Source organism: Pseudomonas sp. JV245A, assembly GCF_032424515.1.
GTDB classification, from domain to species: Bacteria; Pseudomonadota; Gammaproteobacteria; order Pseudomonadales; family Pseudomonadaceae; genus Aquipseudomonas; species Aquipseudomonas protegens.
Map to the genome: position 1 here is coordinate 99,791 of NZ_VYKE01000002.1, position 15,133 is coordinate 114,923.

13 protein-coding genes are annotated in these 15,133 nt (G+C 63.4%); 12 read left to right on the forward strand and 1 reads right to left on the reverse strand.

All coding sequences use genetic code 11. From position 1 onward, the window contains the following. Positions 1-41 precede the first annotated feature (41 nt). The 9 genes from F6S12_RS01390 to trpE all read left to right on the forward strand — a co-directional run bounded on the left by F6S12_RS01390 (position 42) and on the right by trpE (position 10,857). A complete protein-coding gene (locus tag F6S12_RS01390) occupies positions 42-1,289 on the forward strand; it encodes an ABC transporter permease (protein ID WP_011063815.1) in 1,248 nt (415 codons plus the stop codon). Between the two features lie 13 nt (positions 1,290-1,302). Continuing rightward, positions 1,303-2,127 carry an ABC transporter permease gene (locus tag F6S12_RS01395; protein ID WP_011063814.1) on the forward strand — a complete coding sequence of 275 codons (825 nt, stop codon included), beginning with the start codon at positions 1,303-1,305 and terminating at the stop codon, positions 2,125-2,127. A 102-nt stretch (positions 2,128-2,229) separates the two neighbouring features. Continuing rightward, on the forward strand, positions 2,230-3,603 hold the full coding sequence (locus F6S12_RS01400) for a sigma-54 interaction domain-containing protein (RefSeq protein ID WP_011063813.1): 1,374 nt from the start codon (positions 2,230-2,232) through the stop codon (positions 3,601-3,603). 197 nt (positions 3,604-3,800) lie between these two features. After that, positions 3,801-4,949 (forward strand): iron-containing alcohol dehydrogenase, encoded by a 1,149-nt coding sequence (locus F6S12_RS01405; protein WP_123472691.1) that lies wholly within the window; start codon positions 3,801-3,803, stop codon positions 4,947-4,949. Between the two features lie 73 nt (positions 4,950-5,022). After that, entirely contained in the window at positions 5,023-6,462 is a 1,440-nt protein-coding gene (locus F6S12_RS01410; RefSeq protein ID WP_315868674.1) for a hypothetical protein, read from the forward strand. A gap of 117 nt (positions 6,463-6,579) precedes the next feature. After that, on the forward strand, positions 6,580-7,728 hold the full coding sequence (locus F6S12_RS01415; protein ID WP_011063810.1) for an iron-containing alcohol dehydrogenase: 1,149 nt from the start codon (positions 6,580-6,582) through the stop codon (positions 7,726-7,728). Between the two features lie 80 nt (positions 7,729-7,808). Continuing rightward, entirely contained in the window at positions 7,809-8,483 is a 675-nt protein-coding gene (gene rpe / locus F6S12_RS01420; protein WP_011063809.1) for a ribulose-phosphate 3-epimerase, read from the forward strand. Further along, entirely contained in the window at positions 8,480-9,298 is an 819-nt protein-coding gene (locus tag F6S12_RS01425) for a phosphoglycolate phosphatase (protein ID WP_011063808.1), read from the forward strand. The genes rpe and F6S12_RS01425 overlap by 4 nt, the downstream gene beginning before the upstream one ends. Positions 9,299-9,369: 71 nt before the next feature. Further along, the gene (trpE, locus tag F6S12_RS01430; RefSeq protein WP_011063807.1) at positions 9,370-10,857 is read left to right on the forward strand and encodes an anthranilate synthase component I; all 1,488 of its coding nucleotides are present in this window, start codon (positions 9,370-9,372) and stop codon (positions 10,855-10,857) included. Positions 10,858-11,009: 152 nt separating this feature from the next. Here trpE and F6S12_RS01435 read toward each other — a convergent pair whose 3' ends face one another. After that, positions 11,010-11,450, reverse strand: coding sequence for an Rrf2 family transcriptional regulator (locus F6S12_RS01435; RefSeq protein WP_011063806.1), 441 nt, complete (start codon positions 11,448-11,450; stop codon positions 11,010-11,012). Positions 11,451-11,688: 238 nt separating this feature from the next. Between F6S12_RS01435 and F6S12_RS01440 the strand changes: the two genes are divergently transcribed. From F6S12_RS01440 to F6S12_RS01450, 3 genes are read left to right on the forward strand one after another with little or no spacing between them, the layout of a single operon-like run. Next, positions 11,689-13,290, forward strand: coding sequence for an ABC transporter substrate-binding protein (locus F6S12_RS01440; RefSeq protein ID WP_011063805.1), 1,602 nt, complete (start codon positions 11,689-11,691; stop codon positions 13,288-13,290). Between the two features lie 52 nt (positions 13,291-13,342). Continuing rightward, positions 13,343-14,302, forward strand: coding sequence for an ABC transporter permease (locus F6S12_RS01445; protein WP_315868675.1), 960 nt, complete (start codon positions 13,343-13,345; stop codon positions 14,300-14,302). A gap of 3 nt (positions 14,303-14,305) precedes the next feature. Next, positions 14,306-15,133 (forward strand): ABC transporter permease, encoded by an 828-nt coding sequence (locus F6S12_RS01450; protein WP_011063803.1) that lies wholly within the window; start codon positions 14,306-14,308, stop codon positions 15,131-15,133.

Consider the following 15,133-nt stretch of genomic DNA (forward strand, 5'->3'; position numbering starts at 1 on the left):
CTGGTGGTTTGTATTCGAAAGATCGATTCGCGGAGTTTGTCATGACCATCACCGTTCCCCTGAACGCGGTCACCGGCCCGACCCTCAAGCAGCGGCTGGCCCGTGCCGAGCGGGTCAACCGCTGGAAGGCCCAGGCGCTGATCGCGCCCCTGGTGCTGTTTCTGCTGCTGGTGTTCCTGGTACCGATCGTGGCGCTGCTGTACAAGAGCGTCGGCAACCCGGAAGTGGTCGGCGGCATGCCGCGTACTGTGGCGGCCGTGAGTGCCTGGGACGGTCGTGGCCTGCCCGCCGAAGGGGCCTACAAGGCCTTGAGCGAAGACCTGGCGGATGCCCGCAAGAATCAGACCCTGGGCGACCTGTCCAAGCGCCTGAACATGGAGTTGGCCGGCTACCGCAGCCTGCTGACCAAGACCGCTCGCGCCCTGCCGTTCAAGGCCGAGCCCGAATCCTATAAAGAAGCCATGGAAAGCCTGGATGAGCGCTGGGGCGACCCGGCCTACTGGCAGGCGATCCGCCGCAACACCAGCAGCCTGACCCCGTACTACCTGCTGGCGGCGGTGGACCATCGCATCGACGACCTGGGCGAACTGGCGCCGGCCACCCCGGACCAGTCCATCTACCTGGACATCTTCGCCCGCACCTTCTGGATGGGCCTGGTGATCACCGCCATCTGCCTGGCCCTGGCCTATCCCCTGGCGTACCTGCTGGCCAACCTGCCGGCGCGCAAGAGCAACCTCCTGATGATCCTGGTGCTGCTGCCGTTCTGGACCTCGATCCTGGTGCGAGTGGCGGCGTGGATCGTGCTGCTGCAATCGGGTGGCCTGATCAACAGCGCGCTGCTGGCCATGGGGGTGATCGACAAGCCCCTGGAACTGGTGTTCAACCGTACCGGGGTCTACATCTCCATGGTGCACATCCTGTTGCCGTTCATGATCCTGCCGATCTACAGCGTGATGAAAGGCATCTCGCCGACCTACATGCGTGCGGCGATCTCCCTGGGCTGCCATCCGTTCGCCAGCTTCTGGCGGGTGTATTTCCCGCAGACCTACGCCGGGGTCGGCGCTGGTTGCCTGCTGGTGTTCATCCTGGCGATTGGTTACTACATCACCCCGGCATTGCTGGGCAGCCCGAACGACCAGATGGTCAGCTACTTCGTCGCCTTCTATACCAACACCAGCATCAACTGGGGCATGGCCACGGCCCTGGGCGGCCTGCTGTTGCTGGCGACCATCGTGCTCTATCTGATTTACAGCTGGCTTGTGGGCGCAAGCCGCCTGCGCCTGAGCTAAGGAGAGAATCGAAATGCTGAGCCCCTACATGTCGCCCGTCGAACGGGTCTGGTTCTACAGCTTGCGGATTCTCTGCGGCTTGATCCTGTTGTTCCTGGTGTTGCCGGTGCTGGTAATCATCCCGCTGTCGTTCAACTCCGGCAGTTTCCTGGTGTACCCGCTGCAGGGCTTTTCGCTGCACTGGTACCAGGACTTCTTCGCCTCTGCCGAGTGGATGCGCGCGCTGAAGAACAGCGTCATCGTGGCGCCGGCCGCAACCTTGCTGGCCATGGTCTTCGGCACCCTGGCGGCCATCGGCCTGACCCGCGGTGATTTCCCCGGCAAGGCGCTGGTGATGGCCCTGGTGATTTCGCCGATGGTGGTACCGGTAGTGATCATCGGTGTGGCCAGCTACCTGTTCTTCGCCCCGCTGGGCATGGGCAACAGTTTCTTTTCGCTGATCATCGTGCATGCGGTGCTCGGCGTGCCTTTCGTGATCATCACCGTGTCGGCAACCCTGCAGGGCTTCAACCACAACCTGGTGCGGGCCGCGGCCAGTTTGGGTGCCTCGCCGCTGACCACATTCCGCCGGGTGACCTTGCCGTTGATCGCCCCCGGGGTCATCAGTGGCGCGCTGTTCGCCTTCGCCACCTCGTTCGATGAAGTGGTAGTGACCCTGTTCCTCGCCGGCCCGGAGCAGGCCACCCTGCCGCGGCAGATGTTCAGCGGCATCCGCGAGAACCTCAGCCCGACCATCGCCGCTGCGGCCACGTTGCTGATCGCCTTCTCGGTGATCCTGCTGCTGACCCTGGAATGGCTGCGCGGGCGCAGCGAGAAACTGCGCACGGCTCAGGCCTGAGCCCCTCGGGCGGCCTTGTACTAAGGTCTGGGCCGCCCCGTCCCCTCTGCTTGTCGTTCACCCGTAAACTGCGCGCTTCCCATGCTTACTGTGGAGTCGCGGGTGAACTTCAACGATGCCAGTTTCGAAGAGCTGCTCAATGCGCTGCATGACGGCGTCTACATCACCGATGGCCAGGGCCAGACCCTCAAGGTCAACCAGGCCTACGAGCGCCTCACCGGCCTGAATGGCGCCGAGCTGCTGGGGCGGCCGATGCAGGAGCTGGTGAAGAGCGGGGTGATTTCCCAGTCCGCTTCACTACGGGTACTGCAGGACGGTCGGCCGGTGTCGGTGATGCAGAGCCTCAGCCACGGCAAGAAGTTGCTGGTCAGTGCCACGCCGATCCTCGCCGCCGACCAGAGCATTCGCTATGTGGTCAGCACCGTGCGCGACATGACCGAGCTGCTGCGCATCAAGCGCGAGCGCGACGAGTTGCAGCAGCTCAAGCAGCTGCGCACCAGCACTGCGCGGCTGCATGCGGGCCAGCGTGACGACCTGTTGCAATCACCGCTGATGGCCGACCAGGAGGTTTCCGGGCGGGTCTTTGCCCAGGCCCGGCAAGTGGCCGACTGCGACGTGAAGGTGCTGCTGCAAGGGGAGACGGGTGTGGGTAAAACCCTGGTGGCGCAATTTATCCACAACGCCAGTGCTCGTGCCCGCGAACCGTTCCTGGCCCTCAACTGCGGGGCGCTGCCGGAGAACCTGATCGAGGCCGAGCTGTTCGGCTATGCCCCGGGTGCCTTCACCGGTGCCGGCAGCAAGGGCAAGCGCGGGCTGCTGGAACTGGCACACAACGGTACGCTGTTTCTCGATGAGATCGGCGATCTGCCCCTGGCGGTGCAGGTCAAGCTGCTCAAGGTCATCGAAGAGAACCGCTTCATTCCGGTGGGCGGCCTGGAGCTCAAGGAGGTGGATGTGCGCATCATCAGCGCCACCCATCACGACCTCAAGCAGCGGGTGGCCGAGGGCAAGTTCCGCGCCGACCTGTATTACCGCCTGAATGTGGTGCCCATCGCGATCCCGGCCCTGCGCGAGCGCAGCGAGGAAATCGGCCCCTTGCTGGAGTACTACCTGGAGCACTTCAACCAGCGCTATCAGCGTCAGGTGCAGTGGAGCCTGGAAGCCCTGGAACTGCTGGGCGAGTACGCCTGGCCGGGGAACATCCGCGAGCTGATCAACGTGGTGGAGCGCCTGGTGGTGACCTGCTCCGGCCAGGTGATAGAGGCCCTGGACCTGCCGGAGGACCTGATCGAGCAACAGGCCCGCAACACCGACGACAGCCGCCTGCCGCTGCGCAAGGTGCTGGAGAACGCCGAGCGCCAGGCGATTCGCGCGGCCCTGCAACTGCACAAGACCACCCGCCTGGCCGCCAAGGCGCTGGGGGTGAGCCAGGCCACGGTGGTGCAGAAGATGAAGCGCTGGGAACACTCTGATTAGGATTCTGATCAGAGCTGCCTGCAGCGATCAGCAATTCAATCGCGACGGCCCGGTCATTCCCCTGGATTTCCTTCCAGAGCCTTGTAGATCAAGGCTTTGCGTATCTTGGCACAGCTTTCGCTCTACAGCCTGCGAGCCCATTCGAGAGTGGCCGCCTGACGGCGCTCTTGCCACAACAATTAAACAAGGCCGAGCTGATGAGTATCTCTGCGTTCAAGATTGCCAACAAACTGATTACCGGCCAGGGCGCCATCGAGCAGCTGGACGCCGAACTGGCGCGCCTGCAGATCAGCAACCCGCTGATCGTCACCGATGCGATCCTGGTCAAGTCCGGCACCGTCGATCTGGCCCTGGCCCACCTGGGCGGGCGCGCCTACCGGATCTTCGACGAGGTCCAGCCGGAGCCGGAAATCGCCATAGTCCAGGCCTGCACCCAGGCTTACCGGGCCGGTGGCCACGATGGCCTGATCGGCCTGGGCGGCGGCAGCGCCATTGATATCGCCAAGGCGGTGGCGGCGTTCGCCGGCCATGAAGGCGCGCTGGAAGAACTGTTCGGGGTGGATCAGGTGCAGCGCAAGGGGCCGCCGCTGATTGCCATTCCTACCACTGCGGGCACCGGTTCGGAGGTGACCAACGTGGCGATCCTCTCGGACAAGGTGGCCCAGTTGAAAAAGGGCATCGTCAGCGATTACCTGCTGCCGGACGTAGCGCTGGTGAGCCCGGTGATGACCCTGACCTGCCCGCGCAGCGTCACCGCCGCCAGTGGCGTCGACGCGCTGGTGCATGCGGTGGAGTCCTACCTGTCGCTCAACGGTTCGCCGATCACCGACTCCCTGGCCCTGGGCGCGATCCGCCTGATCGTCAGGGCGCTGCCCAAGGCCTACGCCAACCCGGCCAACCTGCAGGCCCGGGAAGACATGGCCACCGCCAGCCTGATGGCCGGCATGGCCTTCGGCAATGCCGGAGTCGGTGCGGTGCATGCCCTGGCCTATCCCCTGGGCGGGCGCTTCAATATCGCCCACGGGGTGAGCAACGCGCTGCTACTGCCCTACGTCATGGCCTGGAACAAGATGGCCTGTGTCGAGCGCTTTCGCGATATCGCCCAGGCCATGGACCTGCCGATCGCCGGGCTCAGTGATGGCCAGGCCGCAGAGCAGGCGGTCCAGGCCATGGCTGCGCTGTGCGCTGCGGTGGACATCCCCACGGGCATGCGCAGCTTCGGTGTGCCCGAGGACGCGATCCCGGCCATGGCCCTGGAAGCGGCGGGTATCCAGCGGCTGATGCGCAACAACCCGCGCCAACTGAGCCCCGGCGATATCGAGCAGATCTACCGGGCTGCCTATTGATCGATCCTTGCCCGTGCCAACTGGCGCGGGCCGCTTTACACCGCCACCAATACCAATAAGACAGGTGCAGTTGATGCCAACGCCTTCCGACACTCGGCACGAAACGCCGTACATCGCCCTTGGCCCGTTCAAGGTGCGTTTGCCCTTTATCCACTACAAATTCGAGCTGCCGGACTACCTGCAAGGCTTGCTGATGTGCGCCGTCGACCTGGCGGCCACTCCACTGATGACCGAGTTCCTCGGCATGCCCTTCGAGATGGCCTTGGCTGTGGTCATGCTCAACGGCTTGTTGTACCTGGCCCACCACCTGCTGGGCGACCCCGTGGTGCCCGGCTGGATCACCCCGGCGGTGCCGCTGCTGATGGCCTATTGCGCGCAGTTTCCCGTGGGCCCGGAGCGTGTCCACGCGCTGATTGCCTTCCAGCTGATGCTCGGGGTGTTCTCCATCGCCCTGGGGGCCACCGGCATGGCGCGCAAGGTGGTGGGCTTCGTGCCCTCGGCGATCAAGTCGGGAATCATTGTCGGCGCCGGGCTCAGTGCGGTGACCGCGGTGTTCCAGGTGGGCGGCAAGTTCGACAGTTTTCCCTGGACCATTTCCATCGCCATTGCCTTCTACCTGATCTTTTCCCAGCACTTTGCCCAGCTCAAGCTGCGCAACCGCTTCTGGTGGAACTTCGCCAAGCTGGGCATCCTGCCGATCATCCTGCTGGCGGTAGTGCTGGCGCCGCTGTTCGGTGAAGCGCCGTGGCCGACCATCCAGTGGGGCCTGAGCAAGCCGGACTTCATCGGCCTGTGGAACAACTACACGGTGTTCGGCCTGGGCATGCCGCCGCTGTCGATGTTCATCAGCGCGCTGCCGACCATGCTCGCGGTGTACATCATCGTCTTTGGCGATGTGCTCAGCGCCAAGGTGCTGCTGGACGAGGCCGAGCAGATCCGCACCGACGAAAAAGTCGACTACGACCCGGACCGCTCGCACCTGATCTTCGGCGGGCGCAACGCATTCATGAGCATCTTCGGTCCGGACATTGCCATGTGCGGGCCGAAATGGGCGGCGATGCTGGTGGTGGTGATCGAGCGCTTCAAGGGCGGGCCCAAGGCCATGAAGTCGATCTATGGCGGTATGGGTTCGTTCCGCTGGGGCACCAACACCGGCTTGCTGCTGTTGCCGGTAGTGACCCTGGTGCAGCCTATTCTCGGGGTCGCGCTGGCGCTGACCTTGCTGATCCAGGGCTACGTCAGCGTGCGCCTGGGCATTCTCGAGGCCCGTAGCCAGCGTGACCTGGGCATCGCAGGGGTGATCGGTGCAGTGCTGGCGATCAAGGGCGCCAGTTGGGGCTTTGCCATTGGCGTGGTGCTGTGCCTGCTGATCTACGGCAAGAACTTCTTCAAGGGCGAGAACGACCGGACTTTCAGCAAGGACCTGGGCGACGCGGACGCAACTCCCGTCCCGGATGCCCAGCCAGGGCCCCAGGCCAAGCCCGCCCGGGCGGTGGAAAGCGAGGTGGCCTGAGCCTTGGCGGGTAACGTGAGCACTGTCGTGATGCCGATCGGGCATCGCGACAGCCCGGTTGCGCAATCCCCAGCTACGCTTGTGCCGGCTCCCACCTTTATATAAGAGGCTGCGCACATGAGTATTTCCTCTTTCAAGATCGCCCATAAATTGCTGACCGGCAGCACCGCCATCGAGCAACTGGCTGCCGAGCTGACCCGCCTGGATGTCGATAACCCGCTGATCGTCACCGATACTGCCCTGCTCAGGTCCGGCACGGTGGAGCTGGCGCTGGCCCACCTGGGGGAGCGCAGTTACGAAGTCTTCGACCGGGTGCAGCCTGATCCGGAAATCGCCATCGTCGAGGACTGCATGCAGGTGTACCGCGAGGGTGGGCATGACGGGCTGATCGGCCTGGGCGGCGGCAGCGCCATCGATATCGCCAAGAGTGTCGGAGCCTATGCCGGCTATCACGGCGCCCTGGAGGATCTGTTCGGCATCGACCAGGTGCCGCGCAAGGGGCCGCCGCTGATCGCCATTCCCACCACCGCAGGCACTGGCTCGGAAGTGACCAATGTGGCGATCCTCTCGGACCGGGTCGCGCAATTGAAGAAAGGCATCATCAGCGACTACCTGCTGCCGGACGTGGCCCTGGTCAGCCCGCAGATGACCCTGACCTGTCCACCGCGTGTCACCGCGGCCAGCGGCGTCGATGCCCTGGCGCATGCCATCGAGGCCTACCTGTCCCTCAATGCTTCCGCGATCACCGACTCCCTGGCCATCGGCGCCATCAAGCTGATCGTCAAGGCTTTGCCCAAGGCCTTTGCCAACCCGGCTCACCTGCAGGCTCGGGAGGACATGGCCACTGCCAGCCTGATGGCCGGCATGGCCTTCGGCAATGCCGGGGTCGGTGCGGTACATGCGATGGCCTATCCCCTGGGCGGACGCTTTCATATGTCCCACGGGGTCAGCAATGCCTTGCTGCTGCCCTATGTCATGACCTGGAACAAGATGGCCTGCGTCGAGCGTATGCAGGATATCGCCGAGGCCATGGGGGTACAGACCGCGCACCTGAGCGCCAGCGAGGCGGCCGACCGGGCAGTGGAGGCCATGGCAGCGTTGTGTGCGGCGGTGGAAATTCCCAGCGGCTTGCGCAGCTTCGGCGTGCCCGAGGATGCGATCCCGGCCATGGCCGTCGAGGCCGCGGGTATCGAGCGCTTGATGCGCAACAACCCGCGCCGGCTGAGCCCCGCCGATATCGAGAAGATCTATCGCGCGGCCTACTGATCATCGCGGTTACGGTGTGCGCTCCAAAGCATGAGGTATACAATGCGCGCCATCGTGATTCTGCTCAAAAAAGGTGCGTCATGCAGCCCTTCGCTATTGCTCCGTCGATTCTCTCCGCCGACTTCGCCCGTCTGGGCGAGGAAGTGGACAATGTCCTGGCCGCCGGCGCCGACATCGTGCATTTCGATGTCATGGACAACCACTATGTGCCGAACCTGACCATCGGCCCGATGGTCTGCGCTGCGCTGCGCAAGTACGGGATCACCGCGCCGATCGATGCACACCTGATGGTCACTCCGGTGGACCGCATCATCGGTGACTTCATCGAAGCGGGCGCCACCTACATCACCTTCCACCCCGAAGCCACGCTGCATGTGGACCGTTCCCTGCAGATGATCCGCGAAGGCGGTTGCAAGGCCGGCCTGGTGTTCAACCCGGCAACTCCGCTGGACGTGCTCAAGTACGTGATGGACAAGGTCGACATGGTGCTGCTGATGAGTGTCAACCCGGGCTTTGGCGGGCAGAAGTTCATTCCGGGCACCCTCGACAAGCTGCGTGAGGCTCGTGCCTTGATCGATGCCTCCGGGCGGGATATCCGCCTGGAAATCGACGGTGGGGTGAACGTGGGCAACATCCGCGAAATCGCTGCCGCAGGCGCCGATACCTTTGTGGCAGGCTCGGCGATCTTCAATGCGCCGAACTATCAGGAAGTCATCGAGAAGATGCGTGCCGAACTGGCGTTGGCGCGACCATGAGCGCCTTTGAGCAGCTGTTCCAGGGGCGCCTGCCACGGCTGGTGATGTTCGACCTGGATGGCACCCTGGTCGATTCGGTACCGGACCTTGCGGCCGCCGTGGATCAGATGCTGCTCAAGCTGGGGCGCAAGCCTGCCGGTGTCGAGGCGGTGCGTGAGTGGGTTGGCAACGGTGCGCCCATGCTGGTGCGCCGGGCCCTGGCCAACAGCCTGGAGGCCCAGGGTGTCGACGATGTCGAGGCCGAGTATGCGCTGGAGCTGTTCAATACCGCCTACGAGGACAGCCACGAGTTGACCGTGGTCTATCCCGGTGCGCGCGAGACTCTCAAGTGGCTGCACAAGCAGGGCGTGGAAATGGCCCTGATTACCAACAAGCCCGAGCGTTTCGTGGCCCCCTTGCTGGACCAGATGAAAATCGGTCGGTATTTCCGCTGGATCATCGGCGGCGATACCCTGCCGCAGAAGAAACCCGACCCGGCGGCGCTGTTCTTTGTGATGAAGATGGCCAGCGTGCCGGCCTCGCAATCACTGTTCGTCGGCGATTCGCGCAGTGACGTGCTGGCAGCCAAGGCGGCGGGGGTCAAGTGCGTCGCCCTGAGCTACGGCTACAACCACGGCAGGCCGATTGCCGAGGAGTCGCCGGCGCTGGTGATCGACAACCTGCGGGCGCTGATCCCCGGTTGCTTAGAACCTGCCGCTGAGATAACGTTGCCCGACGCTGTTCCATCCCATTCTGGAAACTCCATCGTGGTGGTCACTCGCAAACTCTGGATGAAAGTCATCAAGGCCCTGGCCCGCTGGCGTTGGCGCGCCTGATTTTTGTCTGGCCGGCCCCGCCGGCACGTTTGCATACCTGACTGTTAGACCCTCAAGCCACGAGGCACCCCATGATTCGCGAAGAATTCCTGCGTTTGGCCGCAGCCGGTTACAACCGTATCCCGCTGGCCTGCGAAACCCTTGCCGACTTCGACACCCCGCTGTCGATCTACCTGAAACTGGCCGACCAGCCCAACTCCTATCTGCTGGAGTCGGTGCAGGGCGGTGAGAAGTGGGGGCGTTACTCGATCATCGGCCTGCCGTGCCGCACTGTGCTGCGGGTGCACGGCTTCCAGGTCAGCGTGACCCATGATGGCGTGGAGATCGAAAGTCACGAAGTGGCCGACCCGCTGGCCTTCGTCGAGGAATTCAAAGCTCGCTACAACGTCCCGACCATCGCCGGCCTGCCGCGTTTCAACGGTGGCCTGGTGGGCTATTTCGGCTATGACTGCGTGCGTTATGTCGAGCCGCGCCTGGGCCCGTGCCCGAACCCGGATCCGATCGGTGTGCCGGATATCCTGTTGATGGTCTCCGACGCGGTAGTGGTGTTCGACAACCTGGCGGGCAAGGTGCACGCCATCGTGCTGGCCGACCCTGGCCAGGACAACGCCTTCGAAGCCGGCCAGGCACGTTTGCAGGAATTGCTGGCGCAACTGCGCCAGCCGATCACTCCGCGTCCGGGCCTGGATTTCAGCAAGCAGCTGGCCGCTGATCCGCTGTTCCGCTCCAGCTTTACCCAGGCTGACTATGAGCGGGCCGTGGACACTATCAAGGAATACATCCTGGCCGGTGACTGCATGCAGGTGGTGCCGTCCCAGCGCATGTCCATCGATTTTTCGGCGGCGCCCATCGACCTGTACCGGGCGCTGCGCTGCTTCAACCCGACCCCTTACATGTACTTCTTCAACTTCGGTGATTTCCACGTAGTGGGCAGCTCGCCGGAAGTGCTGGTGCGGGTCGAAGACAACCTGATCACTGTGCGGCCGATCGCCGGTACCCGCCCGCGGGGCGCCTCCGAGGAGGCCGACCTGGCCCTGGAGCAGGACCTGCTGTCGGACGCCAAGGAGATCGCCGAGCACCTGATGCTGATCGACCTGGGACGCAACGACACCGGTCGGGTCTCGGAAATCGGTTCGGTGAAACTCACCGAAAAGATGGTCATCGAGCGCTATTCCAACGTAATGCACATCGTTTCCAACGTCACCGGCCAGCTCAAGGCCGGGCTGACGGCCATGGATGCGCTGCGGGCGATCCTGCCGGCGGGCACTCTGTCCGGCGCACCGAAAATCCGTGCGATGGAAATCATCGACGAGCTGGAACCGGTCAAGCGTGGGATCTATGGCGGCGCCGTGGGTTACTTCGCCTGGAACGGCAACATGGACACCGCCATTGCCATTCGCACGGCGGTGATCAAGAACGGCGAGCTGCATGTACAGGCCGGCGGCGGGATTGTTGCCGACTCGGTGCCGACCCTGGAGTGGGAAGAGACGCTGAACAAGCGTCGCGCAATGTTCCGTGCCGTGGCACTGGCGGAACAGACCCCTGCATCCAAGGCTTGAGGAGTTGCTGTCGTTGATTGGTTTTATGAGGATCCTGATGTCTATCAGGTCCTCATGAAATCCAGTGCTGTGGTGTATATCAATCGAGCGCGGGAGCGATAAGCGCCCATTTGCTGCGCTGATGAAGGCCCCGAGCATTGCGCCCTAAGGTCTTAGGCCTGCCTGACATTTTCCTGCGGCTTTTCGAAGGCAACGAACAGTTGGTCTGCGGTGATAGTGCCAAGGTCCAGGCGCATGTTGGCTTCAAGCATGGCGAACAGGCGGGTGAATACATCGAATACCTTGCAGTGTTCTTCCATGCCTGAGAACGGGTTGTCGATCTTCTCGGCGATCAGCGAGCTTTCCTGTACGGCGTCATAGACCTCACGCAAGGTGATATCGCTGGCTGGGCGTGCGAGGGTCAGGCCGCCGTGGGCGCCGCGCCATGACTTCAGAATATTGGCTTTGACCATCAACGACACGAGACTGCGTACCCGGGTGGGATGAGTCTTGACCCACTTGGCAATGGTCTCGGTACGCAACCTCTGCGGCGCGTTGGCCGCTACGAACGAGAGGATGTATGAGGCGGTGATCAGGCGGGTCGACTGACTCATCTAGTTTGAATTCTCTCTTCAGTGGTAGGGCAGTAGCGACATTCCGATCTGCCCCTTCGAACCGATAGTACTGACAAAACCCCGCCTAGCAAGAGCCTCGCTCGTAAAGAAAAGGGGATTGGCAGCGACCTGTTTTTGAGCTTAATGTATTTGTCACGATGACAATTACAAATATTTAGCATCAGTGCGTGCGAGGTCGGCTGAATCCTTTTCTCTGCGGTTCAACAGAGGCAATGCCATGAGCGATAACAACAACAAAATAACTCAAGCGATGCACGACAGCGGCCTGCCGCGTCGGGATTTTCTCAAGTACAGCGCCGCGGCGGTTGCCGTGGCCGGGGCGTTTTCAATGGGCTTGCCGCAACGCGGCTGGGCCGGGGAGGCTACCCCGAAAGCGGGCGGCGTGCTGCGCATGGGCCTGGCCGGTGGCAGTACTACCGATTCTCGTGATCCAGGTTCATGGAGCGACACCTTTACCTTTGTCGGTTTCTCGGCGGTGTACAACACCCTGAGCGAAATCGGCGTCGATGGTACGGCGATCCCCGAGCTTGCCGAGCGCTGGGAATCCAGCCCCGATGCACGCATCTGGACCTTCACCTTGCGCCAGGGGGTGACCTTCCATAACGGCAAGACTCTGGATGCCGGCGATGTGGTCGCCTCAATCGGGCATCACCTGGGCGACAAGTCCACCTCGGCGGCCAAGACTGTGCTCGGCGATGTTGCCAAGGTCAGCGCCCAGGGCAATGACACCGTGGTGTTCGAACTGCATTCGGGCAATGCCGACTTCGCCTACGTGGTGGCCGATTATCACCTGGTGATCATGCCCGCCAAGGACGGCGCCGCCGACTGGCAGGCCGGGATCGGCACCGGCGGTTATCGCCTCAAGGGCTTCGAACCCGGCGTGCGCATGGACCTTGAGCGCAGCCCGGATTACTGGAAAGCCGGCCGCGCGCATTTCGCCAGCGCCGAGCTGCTGGCCATCGCCGATGGCGCCGCGCGGGTCAACGCCCTGGTCACCGGCCAGGTCGATGTGATCAACAAGGTCGATCTCAAGACTGTCGCCTTGCTCAAGCGCAACCCCAATCTGGTCATCGAAGAGACCAAGGGCGCCCAGCACTACACCTTCCCGATGCTGACCGACAGCCAGCAGTTCCAGGACAACAACATCCGTCTGGCGCTCAAACATGCGATCAACCGCGAAACCCTGCTGGCCTCGGTGCTTTATGGCTATGGCCAGATTGGCAACGACCACCCGATCCAGCCCGGTAGTCGCTTCATCAACAGCGCCCTGGAGCAGCGTGGCTATGACCCGGACAAGGCGCGTTTCTACCTGCGCCAGGCCGGGGTCGATTCGCTCAAGGTGCGCCTGCAGGCCTCCGATGCCGCTTACACCGGAGCGGTGGATGCCTCGGTACTGTTCAAGGAGCAGGCACGCCAGGCCGGTATCGACATCGACGTGGTGCGCGAACCTGCCGACGGCTTTTTTTCCAATGTGTGGATGAAGCAGCCCTTCACCACCTCGTTCTGGTACAGCAGCCTGACCGCCGACCGCATGTTCAGCATCGGCTACGCCAAGGGCGCGGCCTGGAACGAGACGCACTGGGACAACGCCCGTTTCAACCAGCTGCTCAACGCCGCTCGCGGCGAGATGAACGCGCCGCTGCGCCAGGAGATGTACAACGAAATGCAGGCCCTGTGCCGTGACGAGGGCGGGGCGATCGTGCCGCTGTTCGCAAGCTCAGTGGCCGCACGCTCCAAGCGCGTGGCCCACGGCGGGCTGACCGCGCCCTATGGCGAGCTCGATGGCCTGCGCTTGATCGAGCGCTGGTGGCAGGCGTAAGCCCGACACTTTTTGCACCTTTCTTCGTTGATCCTGTTCGAGGAGCTGTACGGTGAATAGCCTTTGCAAACTATTGCTCCAGCGCCTGGCCCTGGGCCTGTTGTCGCTGTTGGCGGTGTCGGTGATCATCTTCCTGGCCGTTGGCATGCTCCCGGGCGATGTCGCCCAGGCCATGCTCGGCCAGGCGGCAACTCCCGAGACTGTCGCTGCCTTCCGTGCCCAACTGGGCCTGGACCTGCCGCCGCTGACCCGCTTCGGCCACTGGGCCTGGCAACTGCTGCAGGGTGACCTGGGCCTGTCGCTGGCCAACCAGCGGCCGATTGCCGAGCTGATCGGCACGCGCCTGGGCAACACCTTTACCCTGGCCTTGCTGGCGGCGCTGGTGTCGGTGCCGGTAGCCTTGCTGCTGGGCATGCTCGCGGCGCTGTACCGCAACAGTTGGTTCGACCGCCTGCTCAACACCAGCGCCCTGAGCGCGGTGTCGTTCCCGGAGTTTTTCGTCGCCTATATCCTGATCCTGGTGTTCGCGGTCAAGCTCAACTGGTTGCCGAGTATCTCCAACCTGGCTCCGGGGGTATCGTTCGCCGAGGTGCTGGAGCGCTCGCTACTGCCGGTGCTGACCCTGAGCCTGGTGGTGGTCGCGCAAATGATGCGCATGACCCGCGCGGCCTTGATCAACGTGCTGGCCAGCCCCTATATCGAGATGGCCCGGCTCAAGGGCGTCAGCCAGGCGCGGATCATCTTCCACCACGCCTTGCCCAATGCCCTGGCACCGATCATCAATGTGGTGGCACTGAACCTGGCCTACCTGGTGGTCGGCGTGGTGGTGGTCGAGGTGGTGTTCGTCTATCCGGGGCTCGGCCAGTTACTGGTCGACTCGGTGTCCAAGCGCGATATCCCGGTGGTGCAGGCCTGCAGCCTGATCTTCGCCGCCACCTACATCCTGCTCAATACCACGGCCGACGTGCTGTCGATTGCCAGCAACCCACGCCTGATGCATCCGAAGGGGTAAGCCATGAGCCTGATCAAAGCGTTGTTGCGGGCGCCCATGAGCGCCCAGTTCGGCCTGCTGGTGATTGTTGCCTACATACTGGTGGCGCTGTTCGCGCCGGTGCTGGCGCCGTATGGCGAGACTGAAGTGGTCGGCGAAGGTTTTGCGCCTTGGGGCGGGCAGTTCCTGCTGGGTACCGATAACCTGGGCCGCGACATGTTCAGCCGCCTGGTGTATGGAGCGCGCAACACCCTGGGGATTGCCTTCCTGACCACGCTACTGGCCTTTGCCGTCGGCGGTTTCTGCGGGCTGGTAGCGGCGATCAGGGGCGGCTGGATCGACCAGGGCCTGTCGCGGCTGGTGGATATCCTCATGGCCATCCCGCAGCTGATCTTTGCCTTGCTGATCCTCAGCGTGGTCGGCACCAACGCCACCTCGCTGGTGCTGGTGATCGCGCTGCTCGATGCCACCCGGGTGTTTCGCCTGTCACGGGCGGTGGCGATGACCGTGGTGGTCCAGGACTTCGTCGAGGCCGCCCGGCTGCGTGGGGAAGGGCTGTGGTGGCTGGTCAGCCGCGAGGTGCTGCCCAATGCCGCCGCGCCGCTGATTGCCGAGTTCGGCCTGCGTTTTTGCTTTGTGTTTCTGTTCATCAGTGCGTTGTCGTTCCTGGGCCTGGGCATCCAGCCGCCGACCGCCGACTGGGGCAGCATGGTCCGCGACAATGCCGTGCTGATCACCTTCGGCGATATCAGCCCGCTGCTGCCGGCCCTGGCAGTGGCGCTGATCACCGTCAGCGTCAACTTTGTCGTGGACTGGGTGCTGCATCTATCCAGCGGCCTGAAGGAGTGCTGA